This window comes from Bacillus sp. FSL R10-2780, from assembly GCF_038006125.1.
Taxonomy (GTDB): domain Bacteria; phylum Bacillota; class Bacilli; order Bacillales; family Bacillaceae_G; genus Bacillus_A; species Bacillus_A cereus_U.
In genome coordinates this window covers 3,422,501-3,445,518 of record NZ_JBBOUQ010000001.1, presented here as the reverse complement: position 1 = coordinate 3,445,518, position 23,018 = coordinate 3,422,501, and the positions used below count along the sequence as shown (strand labels likewise).

Genomic DNA, 23,018 nt, shown 5'->3' with positions numbered 1-23,018 from the left:
TTATAGGTATTCTATAAAGAAATCGTATATAACGTCCCGCTTAAAGCGAATGAAGTACGCCCTGTTTCCTCAGAGACAACTAATATAAGTGCATCGCTTTTTTCTGATAAGCCAATTGCAGCTCTGTGACGTGTTCCTAGCTCAGGATCAACTTCTGTGCTTTTCGTCAACGGAAGAATATTAGCAGCTGAGACAATATGATTATTTTTAACGAGAACGGCGCCGTCATGAAGAGGGTTACCTGGGTAAAAAATTGATTCGAGTAATGGTGCGGTTAAATGAGCGTTTAATGTTGTTCCAGTTTGAATACAAGATTCAAGCGTCTCGTTTCGTTCCACAACGATAAGAGCACCGTGTTTTCGAGCGCTTAAATGTTGGACAGCTGTAGTGATGAAATGTGAACTTTCCGTATAAGGTGATAAATATGCTTGAATATAATATGTAGCTGCTAACGTCTGTACATTTGTTAACATATGATGAATATCTTCCATTTTACATAAAATACATTCATCTTCTTTATCGATTGCATGCTTCATGTTTGATAATTCTTTTTCAGCAATTTCAATCATCTGCTTTGTTTTTATTTTGAGCTCTTCTGACAAGCCCCATTCTTGCATAATCCTCATTCCCTTTGGTGGAGTATTTAACCATAGTGTATACAAATATTTATAGTAAAATCCTGTTAGATTTTTAAAAATATTGAGATGCAGGTTGTTTTTTTCATATAATGAAGGTACGACAGGTGAGAGGAGATGGAAGTATGAATTGGAAACAAGAATTTAGTCGCTGGCTTTCATATGCAGAATTAGACGCAGAATTAAAAGAACAGCTAGAAAACATGAAGCAAGATGAGAAGAAAATCGAGGATAGCTTTTATAAAAATCTAGAGTTCGGCACAGGTGGTATGCGTGGTGAACTTGGTGCTGGTACGAACCGTTTAAATGTATATACAGTTCGTAAAGCAACAAAAGGATTAGCTAGGTTTATTGAAAAATTAGGTGAAGAAGCGAAAAAACGAGGTGTTGTTGTCGCGTATGATTCTCGTCATAAATCACCTGAATTCGCAATGGAAGTAGCTGCTACTCTTGGTGCACAGGGTATTACAACATACGTATTTGAAAGCTTACGTCCAACGCCAGTGCTTTCTTTCGCAGTTCGTCATTTACATACAGTAAGTGGAATCGTTCTTACGGCAAGCCATAATCCGCCCGAATATAACGGTTATAAAGTATATGGTGAAGATGGTGGGCAGTTGCCTCCAAAAGAAGCTGATGAGTTAATTAGCTACGTAAATGCAGTAGAAAATGAATTAACAGTTGAAGTTGCTGATGTTGAGCAATTAAAAGCTGACGGTTTATTACATATAATTGGACAAGAAGTAGATGATGCATATGCGGCAGAATTGAACAATGTCATTATTAATAAAGAGATGGTGAAAGAAGTAGGAAAAGATTTAAAAATCGTCTTTACACCATTACATGGAACATCAAATATTTCGGTACGCCGTGGTTTAGAAGAAGTTGGATTTGCAGATGTAACAGTTGTAAAAGAGCAAGAGTTACCAGATCCAAACTTCTCTACAGTAAAATCACCAAATCCAGAAGAGCATGCAGCGTTTAAGTATGCAATTCGCGACGGTGAAAAAGTAGGCGCTGATGTGTTAATCGCAACAGATCCTGATGCAGACCGTCTAGGTGTAGCAGTTCGCAATCATGATGGTGAGTTCCAAGTGTTAACTGGTAACCAAACAGGTGCGTTAATGCTTGATTACTTATTATCACAAAAGAAGGAAAACGGAACGCTTCCAGAAAACGGTGTTGTTTTAAAAACAATCGTAACGTCTGAAATTGGCCGTACAATCGCAAAAGCATACGGTTTAGATACAGTTGATACGTTAACTGGATTTAAATTTATCGGTGAAAAAATTAGACAGTATGAAGAAAGCGGACAATATGAATTCCAATTCGGTTATGAGGAAAGCTATGGGTATTTAATCCGTCCATTCTGCCGTGATAAAGATGCGGTTCAATCTGTCCTATTTGCATGTGAAGTAGCTGCGTACTACAAATCACAAGGTAAAACGTTATACGATGGTTTGTTAGAAGTATTTAAGAAGTATGGGTTCTTCCGTGAGGACCTTGTATCGTTAACGTTAAAAGGAAAAGATGGTGCCGAACAGATTCAAAAGATGATGGCAACATTCCGTGCGAATCCTCCGAAAGAAGTAGCTGGTTTAACAGTCGTTGCAGTTGAGGATTATAAGGAAAGCATCATTACAACGTTACAAGATGGAAATAAGGAAGAGATTCACTTACCGAAATCAAATGTGTTAAAATATCAATTAGCAGATGGTTCTTGGTTCTGCTTACGTCCATCTGGAACAGAGCCGAAAATTAAATTCTACTTTGGTGTACAAGATGATTCCTTACAAAATAGTGAACAAAAGTTACTTACTATTAAAGAAGATATTATGAATCGTTTATAATAGAATAGAGTGCTACTGATAGGAAAAGGGGAGAACGGAGAACGGCCTCCTCTTTTCTTGTAGTTTTGTTTGATGTAGAGGATTATTACGAGCGAGTGTTATAAATTTGCACTTTACTAAGAGAATTAGAATGAAAAGCGAGGGTATTTGTCATGAAAAAAGTGAGAAAAGCAATTATTCCGGCAGCGGGATTAGGAACACGCTTTTTACCAGCAACGAAAGCAATGCCAAAAGAAATGCTTCCAATTGTAGATAAACCAACAATTCAATACATCGTAGAAGAAGCAGTAAAATCAGGCATCGAAGATATTATTATCGTTACTGGTAAAGGAAAGCGCTCTATCGAAGATCATTTTGATAACGCATTTGAATTAGAGCAAAACTTATTAGAGAAGAAAAAGTATGAGTTACTTGAAAAAGTACAAGCTTCTTCTAAAATGGTAGATATCCATTACATTCGTCAAAAAGAACCAAAAGGATTAGGACATGCTGTTTGGTGCGCACGTAAATTCATTGGTGATGAGCCGTTTGCAGTATTATTAGGCGATGATATCGTTCAAGCTGAAAAACCATGTTTACGTCAATTAATGGACGAGTATGACAAAACACTTTCTTCTGTTATTGGTGTACAAACTGTTCCTGAAGCAGAAACACATCGCTACGGAATTATTGATCCGTTAGAGCAAGAGGGACGTCGTTATCAAGTTCGTCAATTCGTTGAAAAACCAACGAAAGGTACTGCGCCTTCAAACTTAGCGATTATGGGACGTTACATTTTAACTCCTGAAATCTTTATGTTCTTGGAACAGCAACAAGCTGGAGCGGGCGGCGAAATTCAGTTAACGGATGCAATTCAAAGTTTAAATGAAATTCAACGTGTATTTGCATATGATTTCGAAGGAAAGCGTTATGACGTTGGTGAAAAATTAGGATTTGTTCAAACAACAATTGAAATGGCATTGCAACACCCAGAATTACGTGATGATATGCTAGTAATGATGAAGAAAATTTTAGAAGAACAAATGTAGCAAGAGTCTTAATATAATAAACAAGGAGCTGTTCCTATAGGAACAGCTCCTTGTTTATTATGAAATCGTCGAATGAGAATGCTGATAAGCCGAACGACGTACAGCATAGTATATGCGAGGTGCGATAATAGCGCCGATAATTGTAAACGCAATATCTTTTACTGCAAACCACATCATAATCATCCAGGCAGCTTTATAACTCATATTACCACCCATGAAAATATTGACTGCCCCGTACATATAAGTAGTACCGATAATATAAGTTAAAATGATTCCGACGAAAGAAGCAATTGCAAAGGTGCTGAATGTTGGTCGTTCTTTTTGTTCTACTAGTTTTCCTGATACGTAAGCAACGATAATAAATGCGATAATAAAACCACCAGTAGGATCTAAAAGTGCCCCGAATCCAGCTTTGAAGTTAGCGAAGATTGGCGCACCCGCTACTCCAACAAGCATGTAAACAGTCATTGATAATGCCCCAAGTCTACTCCCAAGAAGAAGACCTGCTAAAATTGCGAAAAATGGTTGCATAGATAACGGGACGCCCGCTATTTGTAGGAATGGTGCCCACGATACAATATTTGCACCAATAGCCATAAGAGCGACGAACATCGCAGCTAATGCTAAATCTAAAACATGAAGCTTCTTCATAATGTTAACCTCCAGTTGTGTTTAGGTTAACATTATCGTAGCGAAAATATTTACTTGTTGTCAATCAAAATATTTTGATAAGAAGGCTTTAAATAGTCTCTAAGCAATGTGTATGGAATACGAAATTGCGGGATTCCGCTTGAATAAGGAGCAATTTCATATAAAGGGAAATAAATCACAAGATTATCCGGTTCTAAAAAGTAGTGAAACTTTTTAGTGCTCGTTACCTTTTCGGCTGCGTCAGGGAAATAAATGCTTTCATTTTGTTTAATTTGTCTTACAATCTCTGTGCGAATTATTTCGTTATATTTATCCTCTTGTTGAAATAAATCGTCTAAGTGTAATAATTTTTTTTCGTTTAAATCAAATGTATTTGCCTTCCACGTATAAAGTCCGTGCGCTCCGCCTGTATATTGATAGTAATTCACATATAGACTTAGGAAAGGTGGTTTGTTTAAAGCTACTTTATAGTCAACATTTGCAACGTATGGATGAAAAGGTGTGCTAGATCCTTCTGTTTCTTTATAATATTTCTTCGCTTCTTTTTCTAATTTACTTTTAAATGTAGCAGTAGAGTTTTTGTAATAGGAATTTAGCTTATTTTGAAATTTCGAATCAGAAAAGTTGTGAAAGGAAGGCCTATTAATTTGATATTCTATATAAGGTTTCTTACCTTTTTGTGTTACAGTCTTAACATTGATTGTCAGGTTGGATGCTTTGGCTGCTATTGCACAATTTGGTACAATAGTCAGGAAGGAGAACATAAGCAATAGTATACAAAATTTCTGTTTCATTTAGGTGAAACCTCCTTATATAAGTGTTATAGGTAGTTTGAAATTAAACAGGTAAAATTATACATTTGATTTAAGGTGAGAGAGGTTGAAAACGATATGTCAAAAACTTTAATGGATTCGCTTGGAATTGAGTTGTTAGAAATGACAGAGGATAAAGTAGTTGCTACGATGCCTGTTGATGAACGTACGCATCAGCCGTTTGGATTTTTACATGGCGGTGCATCTGTTGCATTAGCAGAAACTGTGGCAAGCGTTGGTTCATACAATTTAATTGATCAAGAGAAATGTATTTGTTTTGGATTAGAAATTAATGCAAATCATATTCGCTCAAAGCAAGATGGAATTGTAACAGCAATCGGAACACCGATACATAGAGGACAATCGACAATGGTTTGGGATATTCGCATCATTGATGAAAATGATGATTTACTATGCATATCAAGATGTACAGTAGCAATTAAAGAAAAACGTGAAAAATAGAAAAGAGGCGGCTCTTATGAGCTGCCTCTTTTTTATCCCGCATTAACGGGCAGTAAAACTCCCACCTCAAAATTCGGTTGGAGCAAAGAAGTTAGGTGAGAGATTAACTGCCCGTAAACGCCCGATTGGTTCAACTAATAATCAGTGGGGGATGAACAAAACCCCCACTGATTAAAGTTTCACTTTATAATTAGAACTGGATTTTTTTCTCTAAGAAACCTTTTAGTTCGCTAATTGGCATACGAACTTGTTCCATAGTGTCACGGTCACGTACTGTAACAGCTTTGTCTTCAACAGAGTCGAAGTCGTATGTGATACAGAATGGTGTACCGATTTCGTCTTGACGACGGTAACGTTTACCGATAGAACCAGTTTCATCAAAGTCTACCACGAAGTCTTTAGCTAGTTCTGCGAATACTTCAGTAGCACCTTCAGATAGCTTTTTAGATAATGGTAAGATAGCTGCTTTATATGGTGCTAAAGCAGGGTGGAAACGAAGAACTGTACGAGAATCGTTTTCTAATTGCTCTTCTTCATATGCATCACATAAGAATGCTAATGTTACACGGTCTGCACCTAGAGATGGCTCGATGCAGTATGGCACGTAACGCTCATTCGTTTGTGGATCGATATAGTTAAAGTCTTCGTTAGAGTGTTCCATATGACGTTTTAAATCGAAGTCTGTACGAGATGCAACGCCCCATAGTTCGCCCCAACCGAATGGGAATCTGAATTCAATATCAGTTGTTGCGTTACTGTAGTGAGATAATTCGTCTTCACCGTGGTCACGAAGACGCATGCTTTCTTCAGTCATACCAAGTGAAAGTAACCAGTTTTTACAAGTTTCACGCCAGAATGCGAACCACTCTAAATCTTCACCAGGCTTACAGAAGAATTCAAGTTCCATTTGTTCGAATTCACGTGTACGGAATGTGAAGTTACCAGGTGTGATTTCGTTACGGAAACTTTTACCGATTTGGCCGATACCAAATGGAAGTTTCTTACGCATAGAGCGTTGTACGTTTTTAAAGTTTACGAAAATACCTTGTGCTGTTTCAGGACGAAGGAAGATTTCGTTTGTGCTAGACTCTGTAACACCTTGGAATGTTTTGAACATTAAGTTGAACTGACGGATTTCCGTGAATTCTTGGCTACCGCAATCTGGGCATTTTACTTCATGTTCTTTCATTAAGTCAGCCATTTGGTCGAAAGTAAGACCGTCAACGACCATTTCGATGCCTTTTGCGTCTAATGCATCTTCAATTAATTTGTCAGCACGGTGACGAGCTTTACATTTTTTACAGTCGATCATTGGATCATTAAAGTTACCAACGTGACCAGAAGCGATCCAAGTTTTTGGGTTCATTAAAATAGCAGCATCTAAACCAACGTTGTGTGGAGATTCTTGAATGAACTTTTTCCACCAAGCTTTTTTAACGTTATTTTTTAATTCGATTCCAAGTGGACCGTAATCCCATGTGTTTGCAAGACCACCGTAAATTTCAGAACCAGGGAAAACGAAACCGCGATGTTTTGCTAAGTTTACAACTTGTTCCATTGAATACATAATAAAATCCTCCTTTTGAAAGTTAACGTATTTGCGATGACGTGATGGGTACTTTGGAAACGAGCAATATATGCTTTAAAAAACATAAAAAAACGCTCATCCCAAGGCTTAATCGCCTAGGGACGAGCGTTTGCCCGCGGTTCCACCCTAGTTGATACACAAAATGTGCATCCACTTTATCACGTATTGCTCGAGACTGCCGTTTCCTCGCAGCTTCAGGCTTTCACTATCCCTGAATCGCTTTTTATGCAAGTACTTATAAGTCCGTCATCGCTACTTATATTAATAATAATGAACATATTCTAACACGTTCTTTTTTAAATCTCAATAGAGGAACGTGCCTATCTAGGATAGAGTCTCGCCTATTTTTTCGTTATTTATTCCGTAATTTTGCTTAATATGCTTAATTGCTTCGCGTCTGCTTAGTGGAGCGAGCTCGTTAGTTTGAACGTATTCCCAAACTACATCTGGCTTTGTTTTTGCATATTCGCGAAGGACCCAGCCGATTGCTTTTTGAATGAAAAATTCTTTTGAAGAATGTAGTTGTCCGATAATCCAGAAAAGGAGTTCTTCATCCATTTTTTGTTTATATTTCAGCTGGAATAAAATAGCGGCACGCTGTAACCATATGTTTTCTGATGCAATCCATTTTGGAATATATGCAGAAATTAATTCTGGATGTTTTAAAAAGATGGCACCTAAAAATGTAGGGACGATGCTATCAACAGAGTCCCACCAAGATTTTGTGACAATAAGTTCTTCTAGAAATGGGATATGAGTTTCGTTTATGTGCTTTTTATATTTTTGCATGATATCGAGTGCGGCAGCTTGAAATTCACGTTCTGGTAAGTCCCAAAGCTCACGTATGATAATTTGGAAGTCCTTTTTATCTGGGAGCGTATGTATTTGAATGACGTCTTTCAATAATTGTCTTCTCTCGGGAGTTTGAATACCGAGAAACGGGAAGTGATTTTTCATATAACGTGCCATCGGTTCTGCTTTTTCGGGATTTTGATGAGCTGTAAAATGCTCTTGTAATGCCTTTACAAATGGATGCATAGGTATGTGCTCCTCTCTTATTATCTTTCTCATATTATTATACAAAGAGTTTGGGTGAATTTTAAAACATAACTTGCAATGTAATGAAATATGTTGAGAAGAGAGAGGAGAGGATAAGATGGAAGATCAAAGCGTACTAGCAGGTTTCTTTGCTCTTAGTTTTGCGTTTATTCTTGTTATAATAATTTGGGCAATTATTTCGTATTTGTTAACGGCTTTTGCACTTTATACGATGGCGAAAAATGATGGTGCAACTGATGGTGTTCTTGCTTTTATTCCGTTTATAAATAGTAAGACATGGGGCGATTTAGCGAAAGATAAATTACCAGATTTCTTGAAAGAAGAGGCAGGGTGGAAAGTATTTGGCATATATGTCGGATGTTTCATTTTTAATTTCGTACCAATTATAAGTTTGCTAGCAACAGCCGTATCGATTGTGCTGTCTATTTATCTCATCTACGCTATTTTGGATAGATACGGAACGAATTCCATACTATTTACGATCATTCATACAATCACGTTTTCGGTTTTCTTGCCGATTCATTTGTTCATTATTCGGAATGAGCCGGTGAGGTATAAAGAGTAGGCGTATCAAAGTTGTCGAGCGGTCGATATATTTGGTTCTATAATAATTCGGATATGCTGAAAAAAGAACGAAAGCGCCCTGCTAAGCGGGGCGCTTTTTTCTACTACATAAGATAGCGTAAGTAAATGTAAATGTGAGAAATGATTAATGAAACGATCATAATTGGGAAGCCGACTTTAAGGAATTCCATGTAGCTGAATTTATGTCCTTCACGACTTGCGATTCCGGCTACGATTACGTTAGCAGAAGCCCCGATTAATGTTCCGTTTCCACCTAGGCAAGCACCTAATGCTAATGCCCACCATAGTACATCGACTTGTGCGTCAGAAGGTGATAAACCTAGCCCAACTGCCATATCGTTAATAAGCGGAATCATTGTTGCAACGAATGGAATGTTATCGATTGTTGCAGAGGCGATACCAGATACCCATAGAATAAGGATAGATGCTTGAGAAATATCTCCGCCTGTTATTCCAATTACTTTTTGAGCTAACGTTTTGATAAGACCGATATCGATAAGTCCTCCAACGAGTACGAATAGTCCCGCGAAGAAGAAGATTGTTACCCATTCTACACTTGCGAATACCTCTTCAATTTCATGTTCTTTCACACCGATTAACATAAGGACAGTAGCACCAGTTAAGGCGATGATAGCTGCATCAATATGGAAGATGGAATGAGTCATGAAACCTAAAATAGTAAGTCCAAGTACTATTAAAGATTTTTTCATTAATACTGGATCTTTAATGTATTGTTTTTCATCTAAGCTCATTAGCTTTTTAATTTGTACAGGATCAGCAATTAATTGCTTACGGTACATGAAGTAAAGCATTGTTGCTGTAACAGCAATAATGATGATTACGATAGGTGCTAAGTTGAATAAGAAAGCATTGAAGTCTAAATGTTTATTAGCAGAACCAATCATAATATTTGGCGGATCACCAATTAATGTTGCTGTTCCTCCGATGTTTGAAAAAATAATTTCAGAAAGTAAATATGGAACAGGATTTACTTGCAAGATGCGCGTAATAGATAAAGTAACTGGAACAACAAGAAGTACGGTTGTAACGTTATCTAAAAATGCGGAGCCAAGCGCGGTAAGTAAGGAAAGTGAAATTAAAATTTTAATTGGATTTCCTTGTGCTCCTTTTGCGGCTTTAATGGCAACGTATTGGAAGACACCTGACTTACTTGTAATGTTTACCAGTATCATCATACCGATGAGTAATGTAATTGTTCCCCATTCAATATGTTTCGTAAAGGCATTGTGTAAGTCAACGACCCCGGCAATTACCATGAATGCTGCACCAAGAAGTGCGATGACAGCGCGGTTAATTTTTTCAGAAATAATAATGGCATATGTAATTAAAAAGACTGCGATAGCGAAATAATACTGCCAGTTTGCGAGTTCTTGCGTTGTTTCGTGCAAAACTCTCATCTCCTTTCATTCACTTTTCTTAGTGTGTCAAAAAATTAACTAGATGAAACACACATAACGTCATTATAAAGTAGAAAAATGGCGGATGTAAATGAAAGGGTTTATTTTGTCATATTTTCTGCATAGGTCATTTTTTCTTATTTTTAAAAATATTTGTGGGCATTTAACATATATATAAGATACATCCAATCTGAATATTTAAAATTGAATCAGCATTCGAGCTTGTTCGTGTAGGAGTGTCAAATAGAAAGGAATGACAAAGATGATAAGGAAGGGATCGTATGGATGAACAACGATTTTTGTTTTTAGACTTTGAGTTTACGATGCCCCAGCATAGAAAAAAGCCAAAAGGTTTTTTCCCAGAAATTATTGAGGTCGGACTCGTTTCAGTTGTTGGTTGTAAGGTGGAAGATACGTATTCATCGCATATTAGACCGAAAACATTTCCGTCTTTAACGGATCGATGTAAAAAATTTTTAGGAATTAAACAGGAAGTAGTGGACAAAGGAATTTCTTTTCATGAACTTGTTGAGAAACTTGCAGAATATGAAAAGAGTTGTAAACCGACAATTGTAACGTGGGGAAATATGGATATGAAAGTCTTAAAGCATAATTGCGAAATGGCGGGAGTAGAATTTCCATTCTTTGGACAGTGTCGTGATTTATCGCTTGAGTATAAGAAGTTTTTTGGAGAGAGAAATCAAACAGGGCTGTGGAAAGCAATTGAGGCGTATGGAAAAGCAGGAACAGGAAAGCATCATTGTGCGCTTGATGATGCGATGACGACATATAATATTTTTAAGTTAGTAGAAAAAGATAAAGAGTATTTAGTCAAACCAGCACCTCCAACATTAGGGGAACTTGTTGATTTTTCGAAAGTGTTAAAGAAAGTAAGTACACAGTAACGACCAAATTGCAAAACATGTAATTTGGTCGTTTTGTTTTTTAAAGTTTGTAATCTTGCTTCAATTGCTGAAGTGTTTCTAGACTACGCCCCGCAAAAGGTGAATCATCTTCAGAAAATGAATTCATTTGAGTTTCTAATGCTAATTTTAGTGACTCTGTATAATCCGGAATTTCTCCTTCATATTTCTTCACCATTTGCTCTGGAATGTTCGTCTGTTCACGAAAAGCTAAAGCACGTCTTTCGTGGAAGAATGGTACTTCAGCTTGTTTTACATTATGTAAATCCCCTTGCACTGGATGTTTTAAAACAGCTAATACTTTTACGACGTAACTGCCAGGACGGCTATTTGTAATTTCGCCAATGTATTTTCCAGTTTTATAAATACCAGTAACGATTTCACCAATTTCAAATGTTTCTCTCATATTTTTCACCTCAAGTTTATAGTAAGGAAAGTATAAGAAGTAGTCAAAGAAATCAGTTGATTTTTGAATGTCCTTGAGAATATGACAGGCTTCAACTATAATTTAAAATGATATAACAGAAAATTCTGATGTTAATTATTTTCATAAATTCCCTGATAAGGAGTGTTCTATATGATGCCTTTATATTTTCCTGAAGATAAAACGGAGTATATTATTCCAGGTATTGTTTGCGTTCTATTTATCATCGGTGCGGTTGCTACGTGGCGTATGTTTATTCGTGTATCAAAACGAGAAGCAGAGCGATTACAGAAAGTAGAAGAAAAGCTTTTAGCTGAAAAGAAACAGTAATTCATTTTTGCATGTTTCCCTCTATGCTCGGACAATCTAAGGGCAGAAAGTATTTTGGAGGGAATTGAATGAAAAGACGGCTTTTTTTCAGTTGTTGTTTATTATTTCTAATGGCGGGTTGTGACCAAGGGAAGCCGAAAGAAATTGATGTGAAATTACATAATGCTTCAGGTGATGAAGTTGGGACTGCAAAAGTAACTCAGCAAACAAGTGGAGTGAAAATTACGATTAAAGCGGAAGGCTTTACACCAGGATCACACGGGATACATGTACATGAAATCGGAGAATGTAAAGCGCCACGTTTCGAATCATCTGGGAATCATTTTAATCCGGATAATAAAGAACATGGGCTCTTGAATCCGAAAGGTGCGGAAAATGGTGATTTACCGAACGTAGTTGCAGACGGTTCGGGAAAGATTAAAGCAGAAATCGATGCTCCGCATATAACGCTTGAAGAAGGAAAAACGACGATTCATAGAAAAGATGGAGCGTCTATTATTATTACAGAAAACGCTGATGATGGTATGACACAACCAACGGGTAAATCTGGTGGCCGAATTGCTTGCGGTGTTATTGTTAAAAAAGCGTCGGATATGAAGAAAAAATAGAAGCTACCGCGAATGGTAGATTTTGTTCTAAAACCACATGATGGTAAGTGGAATTATATCGATTTACCGAAAAAAGGAGGTTGTCCCAAAATCGTTTTGGGATAGCCTCCTTTTTTGTTATGAGAATGTATGGTGTAGTCTGTTTAAAATTTCTTCTAAAACAGATCTAGGACAGCCAATGTTAATTCGGATATGGGCTTCTCCACCTGTTCCATATTTCTCACCAGGCTCAATAATGATTTTACCTTTCTCTTCAAGCAATGCTGTTCGTTCATCTTGAGAAAGGTCCAAGTGGGAACAATCAATCCACAGTAAAAAACTACCTTCTGGTTTAATTACAGAAAGAGCTGGTATGTGATTTTGAATATACTCACAAGCAAATTGAGCGTTATCTTCAACGTACAATCGAATTTCATTTAGCCAATCATTACATTCTGTATAGGCACTTTGCATTGCTGTATAAGCAAATGTATTTAATCCATGGAATCCTTGTCTATATTGGATAGACATAAAGGCATTACGGAGATTTTCATTCGGAATAATAATGATCGATGCTTGTAATCCAGCGATATTAAATGTTTTGCTCGGAGCCATACAAGTAATAGTGCGTGCTGCTAATTCTTCAGATAAAGAAGCAAACGGTATATGAGTATGGCCTTTATAAATAATATCGGCGTGAATTTCATCCGCGACAACGGTTACATTATATTGCGTACATAACGTACCGAGTTTTATTAGCTCCTCTTTCGTCCAAATGCGTCCGATAGGATTGTGAGGGCTGCAAAGAAGCATTAGTTTTACACCTTGTTTAAATTGAGTTTCTAGATGCTCGAAGTCTATCTTATATATGCCATTTTGTTTAAATAAGGGACTCTCACATAATTGTCTATTATTTGTTTTGACCATTTCAAAAAATGGTGGATAAATAGGAGGTTGTACGAGTACGGCTTCTCCTTCTTTCGTTATAGCTTGTATGCTCGTACTAAGAGCTGGAACGATACCTGCGCTAAATACAATCCATTCTTTTTGTATTTCCCAATTGTATTGGCTTTTCGTCCAATTACAAATGATATCCCCAATATTTTCAGGAGGAAGTGTATAGCCGAAAATAGGATGTTCTGTGCGTTTTTGTAATGCAGTTTGAATTGGTTTTGGTACTTCAAAATCCATATCTGCAATCCAAGCGTGGATGAGCTCTTCATTTTTATATGTATCCCATTTTGTACTATGTGTTCCGCGACGATTTACCGTTTTATGAAATAGTTGCATATGTTTGCTCCTTTCTTCTGTCAAACTGTTAAGTTATGAAAATTCTCACTCTTCTTATAGAATAGCTGATATGATACGATAAAGAAAAGCATTAAAAAGTGAAAAGGCGGGAAATAGATGGGTGCATATGACAAAATGATTGAGGTTGTGAAAAATTGGGATCCGTTTCAAATGGGACCGGAGTTTTATGAAACAGAAGCGAGCGATGTCGTAAACGTCGTAAGTGTGTTTGATGATCCGAAATACATCGCAAAGAAGATTCAACATATATACTTTATGTCTTTTGAAGAAGTACCTGCACTTGAAAAATGCGAAAAATTAGCAGTAGAGTTACTCGTACTAAAAGAAGGCGGAAGTTGTTCATTATAGGCTGTCGGAATTTACGACAGCCTTTTTGTTTATTTTCATTTGTGCGGTTTGATTAAAGCTTCACTTTATCCCGTTTTAACGGGCAGTAAGACTCCCGCCTCAAAACTCGGTTGAAGCAAAGAGGTTAGGCGAGAAATCAAACTGCCCGTAAAAACCCGATTGATGAAGGCTAATAATCCGTGGGGATAGAACCTCCCACGGATTCAAGCTTCACTTTATTGCGCCGCAAACGCAATAATTTCTTCATAAACATGATCCGGCTTTTCTTCAGGTAGTAAGTGTCCTGTATTTTCATAAGAAATGAAAGTGGAATTAGGTAGGTCTTTATGGAGACGGTGTCCTACATGTACAGGGACGACGCGATCTTTTTCACCCCAAATGAGTAATACTGGGGTTTCGATTTTTTGTAATTCAGTTGAAGATAAGTCACCTTCACGGTCTCTTATCATTCGAGTTAAAGCAGGGAATATACGATCATCATAAAAAGGAGCAGCATAGCCTTCCATCATTTCATTGTCAATTAATGAATGGTCATGAACGACATTCATTAAATTATGAACGATGCCCCTTCGAATAATCCAGTTCTTCACGTATAAGTGGAAGAACGGTAAATAAGAGGAGTACAGTAAAGGGAAGTTTGCGCGTGCTAAATAACTAGAGCTACATAGTAAAATCGTCTTTGAAATTAATTCAGGGCGTAGTCGGTTTACAAAGAGTGAAATTTGTCCGCCCATAGAATGACCAACTAATACAATATTTGAGAGAGATAAATGTTCGATTAAATCGATAATAATAGCTGCTAAATTGTGATAAGAATATTTAAAGAGATGAGATTTATCACTTTTTCCGAATGGTGGTAAATCAAGGGCAATTACTGTACCTTCCTTTGTTAGTAAAGGAATGAGTCGTCGATAGCTAAATGAGGAAGAGAGGAAGCCGTGAACGAGTACGAAAGTAGGTCGTTCTTTTTTAGTATTATTTTCATACAATTCGTAATGAATAGTAGTCCCGCGAGTGGAAAAAGTGAAGTAAGGGCATTTGCATTCATGGTTCATTTTTTGTCACTCCATTGATTTTTGTTCATATCATCTCCCGGCAAGAAACAAAATATGTTAACAAAAAAAGGCAAGATGACATCGTCATCTTGCCTTTTGCGGATTTATAATTACCCACGCACAATATTAGGTGGTGTTTTTCCTTGTAATCCTGCCACTAAATTTTCAGCAGCTGTCATAGCCATTTGCTGCCGAGTTTTTAATGTTGCAGATCCAATGTGCGGTAAAGTTACAGCGTTTTGTAATGATAAGAGCGGATTCTCTTTTTGAATCGGCTCTTGTGTAAATGTGTCGATGCCGGCTGCAAATATTTTCTTTTCTGTTAGCGCATGAATTAATGCAGTTTCATCTACTGTTTTCCCGCGAGAAGCATTAATGAAAATTGCTGTTTCTTTCATTAGTGAAAATTCCTTTTCACCGATAAGATGATACGTTTCATCTGTTAATGGAGTAAGAAGAATAATAAAATCAGATTGTTTGATTAGAGTTTGTAAATCACAATATGTAGCATCAAATTTTTGCTCAGCTTCTTCTTTACGGCGACGGTTATAGTAAAGGACATTCATATCAAATCCGAATTTCGCTCGTTTTGCGACAGCTTCTCCAATTCGTCCCATTCCGATAATACCGATCGTACTATGATGTACATCTAGTCCGAAGTGTTCTTTTCCGATTTCAGCGTTCCATTCACCATTTTTTACATAGGAATTGAGTTCGCAAACACGGCGACCAGCAGATAACATAAGAGCGAAAACGAGATCGGCTACTGTATCATCTAACACATATGGAGTATTCGTTCCGATAACATTTTGTTTTTTCATCGCTTTTAAATCAAAGTTATCATGGCCAACAGAAATATTACTTACTACTTTTAAATTAGGAGCAGCCTGCAATAATTCTTCATTTATAGCAGATCCGAAATTTAATAACCCATCTTTATCTTTTATTTTTTCCAATAGAACATCACGAGGTACTTTCTCGTTTTGATCCCATTTTTCAAAATCACAGTGTTCTGATAAATAGTTTTCTACAAATGTTGGAACTGGTTCGGCAATATATACTTTTGTTTTCACGGTTCCATCCCCTTTCCTCTTTACCCGGATTGGTGTGTGCTAATAATCAGCGGGTATGAACCCTACCACTGATTAAAGTTTCACTTTACCCCGCATTAACGGACAGTAAGCTTTCCGCCTTGAAGAACAGCTAAGGCAAAGAATATAAGTTGGAAAGCAACTGTCCGTAAAAGCCCGATTGGTTCAACTAATAATCAGCGGGATAAAGCATTCCGCTGATTAAAGTTTCACTTTATTTTGACATAATTCTCAAAAAAAATCTTCTTTTCAAACTGGAAAGAGTATTTGTATAATTTAGACACAAACTAAAAGGAAGGATGATTTATATGGTGACAGAGAAAGAATTGGAATTATTAGCTTGTCTTGAAAAGAATAGTCGTTTATCTGTAGATACATTAGCGAAGTTGTTAAATATAGAAGTAGAAGAAGCGAAAAAAATGGTTACGAAATTAGAAAGTGAAAAGATTATCGTGGACTATGTAACACATATCGATTGGACAAAAGTGAAAGAACATACTGGTTTAACGGCGATGATTGATGTGAAAGTTACACCGAAGCGTGGTGTCGGTTTTGATGCAGTAGCTGAACAAATTTATCGCTATTCAGAAGTGAAATCCGTTTATTTAATGTCTGGGACATATGACCTTTCTATTACATTAGAAGGGAAGACAATGGGAGAAGTAGCAATGTTTGTTTCTGAGAAATTAGCAACAATTGAATCTGTCGTTTCAACGACAACTCATTTTATTTTGAAGAAGTATAAACATGAGGGGATTATTTATGAAAAGACAGATGATGATAAGAGAATTGTGGTGACACCGTGAAGCAATTTGACCTATCTAGAGTAGCAGAATCTTTACAACCGTCCGGTATACGAAAGTTTTTTGATTTAGCGGCAAGTATGAAAGGTGTTATTTCACTTGGAGTGGGGGAGCCGGACTTTGTTACACCTTGGAATGTAAGGCAAGCATGTATTCGTTCTTTAGAACAAGGATATACGTCATATACAGCAAATGCAGGATTATTGGAGCTCCGTCAAGAAATAGCAAAGTATCTAAAAAAACAATTTGCAGTATCTTATGATCCGAATGATGAAATCATTGTTACAGTTGGAGCGAGTCAAGCGCTAGATATAGCGATGCGTACTATTGTAAACCCTGATGATGAAATACTTATTATTGAACCAAGTTTCGTTTCGTATGCACCACTTGTTACGTTAGCGGGCGGGGTCCCAGTTCCAGTAGCGACTTCATTAGAAGATGAATTTAAAGTACAGCCAGATCAAATTGAAGCAGCTATTACAACGAAAACAAAGGCAATATTACTTTGTTCTCCCAATAACCCAACAGGCGCAATGTTAAATAAATCCGAATTAGAAAAGCTAGCAGTTATTGTTGAGAAGTATAATTTAATCGTGCTATCTGATGAAATTTATGCAGAGCTCGTATACGACGAAGCATATACGAGTTTCGCGAGTATTAAAAATATGCGTGACCATACAATTTTAATTTCAGGGTTTTCAAAAGGATTTGCAATGACGGGATGGCGTCTTGGGATGATTGCAGCCCCTGTGCAATTTTCAGAATTAATGCTCAAAATCCACCAGTATTCAATGATGTGTGCACCGACGATGTCTCAATTTGCAGCACTTGAAGCATTACGCGGGGGAAATGATGAAGTAATTCGAATGAGAGATAGCTATAAAAAACGTCGTAACTTTATGACGACATCTTTCAATGAAATGGGCTTAACATGTCATGTGCCAGGCGGGGCATTTTATGTCTTCCCTTCTATAGCTTCAACCGGACTATCTTCAGCAGAATTTGCAGAACAATTATTATTAGAAGAAAAAGTGGCTGTTGTTCCTGGAAATGTGTTTGGCGGGAGTGGTGAAGGATTTATTCGTTGTTCATATGCAACATCGCTGGAGCAACTTATGGAAGCAATGAAGAGAATGGAACGGTTCATAGAGAATAAAAAAAGGACAAAACACAATACGTTTTGTCCATAAAAAGGGGGGGAATACTAGAAAGCCATGTGTTAGTATTCTATCCTAATATTGGAGAATTATACGTATTACAGGAAATTTTTTCGTGAATTTTGAATGAGTTCTATCAAAGTGGTATAATTTACTAATATAAGGTAGGGGTATCCTCGGTGTTTTACTTAGGATACTTACTCACTAATCGGATATTTAACAATAAATACATCTGCTTTGCTATTTACAATTGTAGAGAAAATGGTAAACGTATGGGAGTGTTTCACATGTCAGAACAATATACAACGGGAGTGGTTGTAACAGGGAAAGTAACTGGAATTCAAGATTACGGTGCATTTGTAGCTTTGGATGCAGAAACACAAGGACTTGTGCATATATCTGAAATCACAAATGGGTATGTAAAAGATATTCATGACTTTTTAAAGGTCGGAGATACAGTAGAAGTAAAAGTACTTTCAATTGATGAAGAACACAGAAAAATGAGTTTATCGTTAAAGGCGGCGAAAAGAAAGCAAGGACGAATTCTTATACCGAATCCATCTGAGAACGGATTTAATACACTGCGAGAAAAGCTAGCAGAATGGATTGAAGAGTCGGAGGTAATAAAGTAAAAGAGGAACGCATATGAGCGTTCCTCTTTTACTTTGACTTATGATATATATATTTGCAAATATGATTGCATGCAATCATATTCGTATGTCGGAGGCGAAAAAGACATACTGACTATTGAATTTCATGTGTTTCTGGGTGAGTACCAAGATTCTCGGATGGTTTAAATAGTAAGCCGAGGTTGATAAGCCCAGAAATACCAACGATGCCGTAAATAATACGTGCAAGAGCTGAGTTTTGTCCACCGAAAATGGCTGCTACTAAGTCAAACTGGAAGAACCCGATCAGTCCCCAGTTAACAGCGCCGATTACAGTGAAGACTAATGCGATACGTTGCAAGGTACTCATGAAAAGTCCCCCCTTAATGTGAAGCGTGAGCAAGCAAGGAGTTAATAAGAAAATTTAACTCCTTTATAGAATGGTATAGTTTTGTTGTTTTTATACATGAAAAATGTACGAAAAAAGGATGTATATACATCTATACCGAAAAATGCGAATTTTTATGCAAAAAATGAACTTTTTCTAAAAAATAAATAATGGTTACGTTTACAATTGTTGAATCGCTTGATTTACAACTTTAGTTTCGCTAAAGTGAATACAGAAATACATATACATAATTGGAGGGAAAAAGATGAGTACACATGTAACGTTCGACTATTCTAAAGCGTTATCCTTCATCGGTGAAAATGAACTAACTTATTTACGTGATGCAGTAAAAGTAACACATCATGCAATCCACGAAAAAACTGGAGCTGGGAACGATTTCCTTGGGTGGGTAGAGCTTCCGCTTCAATATGATAAAGAAGAATTTGCTCGCATTCAAAAATGCGCAGAAAAAATTAAAAATGACTCTGACATTTTACTTGTTGTAGGTATTGGTGGTTCTTACCTAGGAGCACGCGCAGCAATCGAAATGTTAAACCATTCTTTCTATAACACGCTTTCTAAAGAACAACGTAAAACTCCACAAGTGCTATTTGTTGGACAAAACATTAGCTCCACTTACATGAAAGATTTAATGGACGTACTAGAAGGTAAAGACTTTTCTATTAACGTTATTTCCAAATCAGGTACAACAACAGAGCCTGCAATCGCATTCCGTATTTTCCGTAAATTATTAGAAGAAAAGTATGGAAAAGAAGAAGCTCGCAAACGTATTTATGCAACTACAGATAAAGCGCGTGGTGCATTAAAAACATTAGCTGACAATGAAGGTTACGAAACATTTGTAATTCCAGATGATGTTGGCGGTCGTTTCTCTGTATTAACACCAGTAGGATTATTACCAATCGCAGTAAGTGGCCTAAACATTGAAGAGATGATGAACGGTGCAGCTGCTGGTCATAATGACTTCGCGAAATCAGAACTTGAAGAAAACCCAGCTTACCAATACGCAGTAGTTCGTAATGCCCTATACAATAAAGGGAAAACAATTGAAATGCTTGTTAACTATGAGCCAGCACTTCACTACTTCTCTGAGTGGTGGAAACAGTTATTTGGTGAAAGTGAAGGAAAAGATCAAAAAGGTATTTTCCCATCTTCAGCAAACTTCTCAACTGACTTACACTCATTAGGTCAATACATTCAAGAAGGTCGTCGTGACCTATTCGAAACAGTTCTTAAAGTAGGTACATCTACACACGAACTAAAAATCGAATTAGACGACAACGATTTAGATGGATTAAACTACCTTGCTGGTGAAACGATAGACTTCGTAAACACAAAAGCATACGAAGGTACATTACTTGCACATAGCGATGGCGGAGTACCGAACTTAATCGTAAACATTCCAGAACTAAACGAGTACACATTCGGTTACCTTGTATACTTCTTCGAAAAAGCATGTGCGATGAGCGGCTACCTATTAGGCGTAAATCCATTTGACCAACCAGGAGTAGAAGCGTACAAGAAAAATATGTTTGCTCTACTTGGAAAACCAGGATTTGAAGAGTTAAAAGCAGAATTAGAAGAGCGTTTAAAATAATAAAAAGCGATCGGGTCTCCGATCGCTTTTTATTATTTTACTGAAAAGTACACCGGTATATTCAAACTAGAATGGGTATGCTAAAGGAAAAGTCTAGGAGGGATGGGATTGATTCCGATTCAATCAAATTTAGAAGGACGTACATATGCGTTATATAAGTTAGAAGAGGTTATGAAACCACTTGGATATAGTATTGGTGGTAATTGGGATTATGATAAAGGATGTTTTGATTATAAAATCGACGAAGAAGATGGTTATCAATTTTTACGAGTACCATTTACAGCGGTGGATGGAGAACTAGATGTGCCTCAGGTAATAGTCCGTCTTGAAACGCCGTATATTCTTTCGCATGTATATCAAGACGAACTAGATGATAATGTTAATTCTTTAACAGCTGGAACGAGTGGAGTTGATCAATTTGCTGAGCCGAAAGATCCCGATGGAGACGTGAAAAGAAAATATATCAATATTGGTAAAGTACTAGTACAAGAACTAGAAAGTCATTTTTTTAATGGTGAATAACGATGAGTATGTCGCTTTCGATGAGAATGAAAGAATGAACTGGATTGATCATATATTGTTCGTCGCGCTTTACACCTAGTAAGAGAATATTTTGTTTTAAAAGAGTATAGTTACAATTTGCAAAGGATTGTCCGGTGCAGGACGGGGAAATCTCCATCAGTTGTAATTTGTTATCAGAGATTTCATCGTAAAGGGAGAATAGTACGCCTGAAATGGAAGGGAATAAAAGAGAAGCGGTAAATACATAGCTCGTTAATTTATTTCCTTCTATAATTTCTGATACGCCAGCTCTCATTGCATTTTGGATTTGTTCAGAAGTAAGAAGTTCAGCGATGCAGTGAATGTTTGGATTAAGTCCTTTTGCAGTTAAAATATTTAAAATGGACTGTGTATCTGCTAAGCTTTCGTTCTTCTCTTTATCTGATGTTATTAATATAGTGTGAGCTGTTGTAATGTTAGCTTTTAATAAAGTTTGATCGTGATGCGGACAACCTTTTATAAATTCTAAATGATGAAATGGCTTTGGAAGTAAAGAAAGTGTTTCATCAATTAAAACGATATCAAGGTTCGGTTGTAATATGTGCATTTGTTTTACAACATGTTTTGCGCGCTCATTCCAGCCAACGATAATCATATGACCATTAGAGGTAGCAGCTTCTTCTCCTTTAATTTTCATATATTGTTTATTAATCATATCGGTAGCGAATAGAACCATATAATAAGAACAAAATCCCGTTCCTAATAAAATGATGCCTATCCCGATAATTTTTCCTATCGTTGTATGGGGGGCGAAATCGCCGTATCCAACGGTGAAAATGGTAACGATTGACCACCAAATCCCGTCGAACCATGTGGTGAAGTGATCTGGCTCTAATATATGTATAAGAAAGCCGGAGAAAGCAGTAAGTACAATAATAAAACAAATTAAACGAAAAATAATGGAATCACGAAATGTATCTACTAAATTCGGACGGGATTTCAAGTTCCTATTCCTCCTTACGTTTCAGGACTACATTCATTGTTACCATTATAGAAAAAAGAAAAACTCTCTAATTAAAAAGAGAGTTCGTTTCATAATTAATACATACTTTCAACTTCAGTTTGTTGAACACTCTCAAGATGTTGGAGAGCATAGTAAACATCGGCAGTATGTCTTTTTTGATCGATAGACAATTTAAGATGTAAGTAGTGAGCGCCGCTTTCTAATGTTTTAAGCTTCATATTTTTAACCTTTATATCCATTTCTTTTATTTCTTCAATTACAATGGGGATATTGTCCATATTTCGTACAACAAGTTTCACTGCGATATCACGTTGGCGAAATGATCTAGGACCGACGAATTTCATCGTTAAGGGTATAAGTTCTACACTAATCATAAGGAAACACATTCCGAAAGTAGCCTCGATATAGAAACCAGCTCCAACGGCAATGCCAATACCAGAAGCACCCCAAATCATAGCGGCGGTCGTTAATCCCGCAATACTATCGTTTCCTCTGCGTAAAATTACACCGGCACCTAAAAAACCGATTCCTGATACAATTTGAGCGGCAAGTCGAAGTGGATCCATATTCATATGATCGGTATGTGGTAAGTTGTAAGCAGCTTTAATAGAAACAATCGTCAGGAGGCAACTAATTATAGAAATAACTAAACACGTTTTTAAACCGAGTGGTTTACGTTTTAATTCGCGCTCTAAACCGATGGCGAATCCTAAAATAGCCGAGAGACCTAGTTTTATTAATAAGTCGGTGTAGTCCATGTAT

The 23,018-nt window shown here is 36.9% G+C and carries 26 protein-coding genes; 13 read left to right on the top strand and 13 right to left on the bottom strand.

The window, feature by feature from the left end; all coding sequences use genetic code 11:
• Window positions 1-11 precede the first annotated feature (11 nt).
• Window positions 12-617, bottom strand: coding sequence for a sporulation-specific diadenylate cyclase CdaS (gene cdaS, locus NSQ47_RS18070; RefSeq protein ID WP_199661585.1), 606 nt, complete (start codon window positions 615-617; stop codon window positions 12-14).
• Window positions 618-760: 143 nt separating this feature from the next.
• On the opposite strand from cdaS, the gene NSQ47_RS18065 reads away from it, so the two are divergent.
• Together NSQ47_RS18065 and galU are read left to right on the top strand one after the other, a co-directional pair.
• On the top strand, window positions 761-2,485 hold the full coding sequence (locus NSQ47_RS18065; protein ID WP_341037581.1) for a phospho-sugar mutase: 1,725 nt from the start codon (window positions 761-763) through the stop codon (window positions 2,483-2,485).
• 152 nt (window positions 2,486-2,637) lie between these two features.
• On the top strand, window positions 2,638-3,513 hold the full coding sequence (gene galU, locus NSQ47_RS18060) for a UTP--glucose-1-phosphate uridylyltransferase GalU (RefSeq protein WP_341037579.1): 876 nt from the start codon (window positions 2,638-2,640) through the stop codon (window positions 3,511-3,513).
• Window positions 3,514-3,570: 57 nt separating this feature from the next.
• On the opposite strand, the gene NSQ47_RS18055 is transcribed toward galU, so the two are convergent.
• Complete coding sequence (locus NSQ47_RS18055) at window positions 3,571-4,164, bottom strand: biotin transporter BioY (protein ID WP_002160036.1); 594 nt, start codon at window positions 4,162-4,164, stop codon at window positions 3,571-3,573.
• Between the two features lie 50 nt (window positions 4,165-4,214).
• Window positions 4,215-4,958, bottom strand: coding sequence for a DUF3298 and DUF4163 domain-containing protein (locus NSQ47_RS18050; RefSeq protein WP_078181320.1), 744 nt, complete (start codon window positions 4,956-4,958; stop codon window positions 4,215-4,217).
• Between the two features lie 96 nt (window positions 4,959-5,054).
• Here NSQ47_RS18050 and NSQ47_RS18045 point away from each other — a divergent pair, with 96 nt between their 5' ends.
• On the top strand, window positions 5,055-5,438 hold the full coding sequence (locus NSQ47_RS18045; RefSeq protein WP_002145111.1) for a hotdog fold thioesterase: 384 nt from the start codon (window positions 5,055-5,057) through the stop codon (window positions 5,436-5,438).
• A 190-nt stretch (window positions 5,439-5,628) separates the two neighbouring features.
• On the opposite strand, the gene NSQ47_RS18040 is transcribed toward NSQ47_RS18045, so the two are convergent.
• Window positions 5,629-7,005, bottom strand: coding sequence for a glycine--tRNA ligase (locus NSQ47_RS18040; RefSeq protein ID WP_002067936.1), 1,377 nt, complete (start codon window positions 7,003-7,005; stop codon window positions 5,629-5,631).
• Between the two features lie 345 nt (window positions 7,006-7,350).
• Window positions 7,351-8,064, bottom strand: coding sequence for a DNA alkylation repair protein (locus NSQ47_RS18035; protein WP_131232272.1), 714 nt, complete (start codon window positions 8,062-8,064; stop codon window positions 7,351-7,353).
• Window positions 8,065-8,182: 118 nt separating this feature from the next.
• On the opposite strand from NSQ47_RS18035, the gene NSQ47_RS18030 reads away from it, so the two are divergent.
• Window positions 8,183-8,650 (top strand): hypothetical protein, encoded by a 468-nt coding sequence (locus NSQ47_RS18030; protein ID WP_002160040.1) that lies wholly within the window; start codon window positions 8,183-8,185, stop codon window positions 8,648-8,650.
• 103 nt (window positions 8,651-8,753) lie between these two features.
• On the opposite strand, the gene NSQ47_RS18025 is transcribed toward NSQ47_RS18030, so the two are convergent.
• A complete protein-coding gene (locus NSQ47_RS18025; RefSeq protein WP_341037578.1) occupies window positions 8,754-10,079 on the bottom strand; it encodes an ArsB/NhaD family transporter in 1,326 nt (441 codons plus the stop codon).
• Between the two features lie 290 nt (window positions 10,080-10,369).
• Here NSQ47_RS18025 and kapD point away from each other — a divergent pair, with 290 nt between their 5' ends.
• Window positions 10,370-10,993, top strand: coding sequence for a 3'-5' exonuclease KapD (gene kapD / locus NSQ47_RS18020; protein ID WP_002112580.1), 624 nt, complete (start codon window positions 10,370-10,372; stop codon window positions 10,991-10,993).
• Between the two features lie 40 nt (window positions 10,994-11,033).
• Here the strand turns inward: kapD and NSQ47_RS18015 are convergent, their stop codons facing one another.
• Window positions 11,034-11,417 carry a kinase-associated lipoprotein B gene (locus NSQ47_RS18015; protein WP_002112579.1) on the bottom strand — a complete coding sequence of 128 codons (384 nt, stop codon included), beginning with the start codon at window positions 11,415-11,417 and terminating at the stop codon, window positions 11,034-11,036.
• Between the two features lie 171 nt (window positions 11,418-11,588).
• Between NSQ47_RS18015 and NSQ47_RS18010 the strand changes: the two genes are divergently transcribed.
• Both NSQ47_RS18010 and sodC read left to right on the top strand, forming a co-directional pair.
• Entirely contained in the window at window positions 11,589-11,765 is a 177-nt protein-coding gene (locus NSQ47_RS18010) for a hypothetical protein (RefSeq protein ID WP_000982763.1), read from the top strand.
• 68 nt (window positions 11,766-11,833) lie between these two features.
• A complete protein-coding gene (gene sodC, locus NSQ47_RS18005; RefSeq protein ID WP_002160043.1) occupies window positions 11,834-12,373 on the top strand; it encodes a superoxide dismutase [Cu-Zn] in 540 nt (179 codons plus the stop codon).
• A gap of 117 nt (window positions 12,374-12,490) precedes the next feature.
• Here the strand turns inward: sodC and NSQ47_RS18000 are convergent, their stop codons facing one another.
• Window positions 12,491-13,642 (bottom strand): MalY/PatB family protein, encoded by a 1,152-nt coding sequence (locus NSQ47_RS18000; RefSeq protein WP_341037575.1) that lies wholly within the window; start codon window positions 13,640-13,642, stop codon window positions 12,491-12,493.
• A gap of 117 nt (window positions 13,643-13,759) precedes the next feature.
• Between NSQ47_RS18000 and NSQ47_RS17995 the strand changes: the two genes are divergently transcribed.
• Window positions 13,760-14,011, top strand: coding sequence for a YugE family protein (locus NSQ47_RS17995; RefSeq protein WP_002015854.1), 252 nt, complete (start codon window positions 13,760-13,762; stop codon window positions 14,009-14,011).
• 215 nt (window positions 14,012-14,226) lie between these two features.
• Here the strand turns inward: NSQ47_RS17995 and NSQ47_RS17990 are convergent, their stop codons facing one another.
• Window positions 14,227-15,066, bottom strand: coding sequence for an alpha/beta fold hydrolase (locus NSQ47_RS17990; protein ID WP_078181325.1), 840 nt, complete (start codon window positions 15,064-15,066; stop codon window positions 14,227-14,229).
• A gap of 110 nt (window positions 15,067-15,176) precedes the next feature.
• Window positions 15,177-16,169 carry a 2-hydroxyacid dehydrogenase gene (locus tag NSQ47_RS17985; protein ID WP_341038245.1) on the bottom strand — a complete coding sequence of 331 codons (993 nt, stop codon included), beginning with the start codon at window positions 16,167-16,169 and terminating at the stop codon, window positions 15,177-15,179.
• A 296-nt stretch (window positions 16,170-16,465) separates the two neighbouring features.
• Between NSQ47_RS17985 and NSQ47_RS17980 the strand changes: the two genes are divergently transcribed.
• From NSQ47_RS17980 to yugI, 3 genes are all read left to right on the top strand, one after another.
• Window positions 16,466-16,963 carry an Lrp/AsnC family transcriptional regulator gene (locus NSQ47_RS17980; protein ID WP_016106498.1) on the top strand — a complete coding sequence of 166 codons (498 nt, stop codon included), beginning with the start codon at window positions 16,466-16,468 and terminating at the stop codon, window positions 16,961-16,963.
• Entirely contained in the window at window positions 16,960-18,150 is a 1,191-nt protein-coding gene (locus tag NSQ47_RS17975; protein WP_341037573.1) for an aminotransferase, read from the top strand. Before NSQ47_RS17980 ends, NSQ47_RS17975 begins: the two co-directional genes overlap by 4 nt.
• Before the next feature lie 254 nt (window positions 18,151-18,404).
• On the top strand, window positions 18,405-18,749 hold the full coding sequence (gene yugI / locus NSQ47_RS17970; protein WP_002015848.1) for a S1 domain-containing post-transcriptional regulator GSP13: 345 nt from the start codon (window positions 18,405-18,407) through the stop codon (window positions 18,747-18,749).
• Window positions 18,750-18,861: 112 nt separating this feature from the next.
• Here yugI and NSQ47_RS17965 read toward each other — a convergent pair whose 3' ends face one another.
• Window positions 18,862-19,095 (bottom strand): DUF378 domain-containing protein, encoded by a 234-nt coding sequence (locus NSQ47_RS17965; protein WP_002034535.1) that lies wholly within the window; start codon window positions 19,093-19,095, stop codon window positions 18,862-18,864.
• A 283-nt stretch (window positions 19,096-19,378) separates the two neighbouring features.
• Between NSQ47_RS17965 and NSQ47_RS17960 the strand changes: the two genes are divergently transcribed.
• Together NSQ47_RS17960 and NSQ47_RS17955 are read left to right on the top strand one after the other, a co-directional pair.
• Entirely contained in the window at window positions 19,379-20,731 is a 1,353-nt protein-coding gene (locus NSQ47_RS17960) for a glucose-6-phosphate isomerase (RefSeq protein ID WP_002112570.1), read from the top strand.
• A 108-nt stretch (window positions 20,732-20,839) separates the two neighbouring features.
• Window positions 20,840-21,253 carry a YugN-like family protein gene (locus tag NSQ47_RS17955; protein WP_002160047.1) on the top strand — a complete coding sequence of 138 codons (414 nt, stop codon included), beginning with the start codon at window positions 20,840-20,842 and terminating at the stop codon, window positions 21,251-21,253.
• Here NSQ47_RS17955 and NSQ47_RS17950 read toward each other — a convergent pair.
• Window positions 21,240-22,235, bottom strand: coding sequence for a potassium channel protein (locus tag NSQ47_RS17950; RefSeq protein ID WP_078173474.1), 996 nt, complete (start codon window positions 22,233-22,235; stop codon window positions 21,240-21,242). The two genes, NSQ47_RS17955 and NSQ47_RS17950, sit on opposite strands and share 14 nt — an antisense overlap.
• Window positions 22,236-22,330: 95 nt before the next feature.
• Window positions 22,331-23,014 carry an MgtC/SapB family protein gene (locus NSQ47_RS17945; protein WP_002160049.1) on the bottom strand — a complete coding sequence of 228 codons (684 nt, stop codon included), beginning with the start codon at window positions 23,012-23,014 and terminating at the stop codon, window positions 22,331-22,333.
• Window positions 23,015-23,018: the final 4 nt, after the last annotated feature.

Excerpts from the sequence above, each read along its gene's own strand:
- NSQ47_RS18000 (WP_341037575.1), bottom strand. The coding sequence starts at position 13,642 with ATGCAACTATTTCATAAAACGGTAAATCGTCGCGGAACACATAGTACA.
- cdaS (WP_199661585.1), bottom strand. The coding sequence starts at position 617 with ATGCAAGAATGGGGCTTGTCAGAAGAGCTCAAAATAAAAACAAAGCAG.
- yugI (WP_002015848.1), top strand. The coding sequence starts at position 18,405 with ATGTCAGAACAATATACAACGGGAGTGGTTGTAACAGGGAAAGTAACT.
- NSQ47_RS18035 (WP_131232272.1), bottom strand. The coding sequence starts at position 8,064 with ATGCATCCATTTGTAAAGGCATTACAAGAGCATTTTACAGCTCATCAA.
- NSQ47_RS18010 (WP_000982763.1), top strand. The coding sequence starts at position 11,589 with ATGATGCCTTTATATTTTCCTGAAGATAAAACGGAGTATATTATTCCA.
- NSQ47_RS18065 (WP_341037581.1), top strand. The coding sequence starts at position 761 with ATGAATTGGAAACAAGAATTTAGTCGCTGGCTTTCATATGCAGAATTA.
- NSQ47_RS17960 (WP_002112570.1), top strand. The coding sequence starts at position 19,379 with ATGAGTACACATGTAACGTTCGACTATTCTAAAGCGTTATCCTTCATC.
- NSQ47_RS17990 (WP_078181325.1), bottom strand. The coding sequence starts at position 15,066 with ATGAACCATGAATGCAAATGCCCTTACTTCACTTTTTCCACTCGCGGG.
- NSQ47_RS17995 (WP_002015854.1), top strand. The coding sequence starts at position 13,760 with ATGGGTGCATATGACAAAATGATTGAGGTTGTGAAAAATTGGGATCCG.
- galU (WP_341037579.1), top strand. The coding sequence starts at position 2,638 with ATGAAAAAAGTGAGAAAAGCAATTATTCCGGCAGCGGGATTAGGAACA.
- NSQ47_RS18030 (WP_002160040.1), top strand. The coding sequence starts at position 8,183 with ATGGAAGATCAAAGCGTACTAGCAGGTTTCTTTGCTCTTAGTTTTGCG.
- NSQ47_RS17945 (WP_002160049.1), bottom strand. The coding sequence starts at position 23,014 with ATGGACTACACCGACTTATTAATAAAACTAGGTCTCTCGGCTATTTTA.
- NSQ47_RS18055 (WP_002160036.1), bottom strand. The coding sequence starts at position 4,164 with ATGAAGAAGCTTCATGTTTTAGATTTAGCATTAGCTGCGATGTTCGTC.
- NSQ47_RS18040 (WP_002067936.1), bottom strand. The coding sequence starts at position 7,005 with ATGTATTCAATGGAACAAGTTGTAAACTTAGCAAAACATCGCGGTTTC.
- sodC (WP_002160043.1), top strand. The coding sequence starts at position 11,834 with ATGAAAAGACGGCTTTTTTTCAGTTGTTGTTTATTATTTCTAATGGCG.
- NSQ47_RS18045 (WP_002145111.1), top strand. The coding sequence starts at position 5,055 with ATGTCAAAAACTTTAATGGATTCGCTTGGAATTGAGTTGTTAGAAATG.
- NSQ47_RS17980 (WP_016106498.1), top strand. The coding sequence starts at position 16,466 with ATGGTGACAGAGAAAGAATTGGAATTATTAGCTTGTCTTGAAAAGAAT.
- NSQ47_RS18050 (WP_078181320.1), bottom strand. The coding sequence starts at position 4,958 with ATGAAACAGAAATTTTGTATACTATTGCTTATGTTCTCCTTCCTGACT.
- kapD (WP_002112580.1), top strand. The coding sequence starts at position 10,370 with ATGGATGAACAACGATTTTTGTTTTTAGACTTTGAGTTTACGATGCCC.
- NSQ47_RS17965 (WP_002034535.1), bottom strand. The coding sequence starts at position 19,095 with ATGAGTACCTTGCAACGTATCGCATTAGTCTTCACTGTAATCGGCGCT.
- NSQ47_RS18015 (WP_002112579.1), bottom strand. The coding sequence starts at position 11,417 with ATGAGAGAAACATTTGAAATTGGTGAAATCGTTACTGGTATTTATAAA.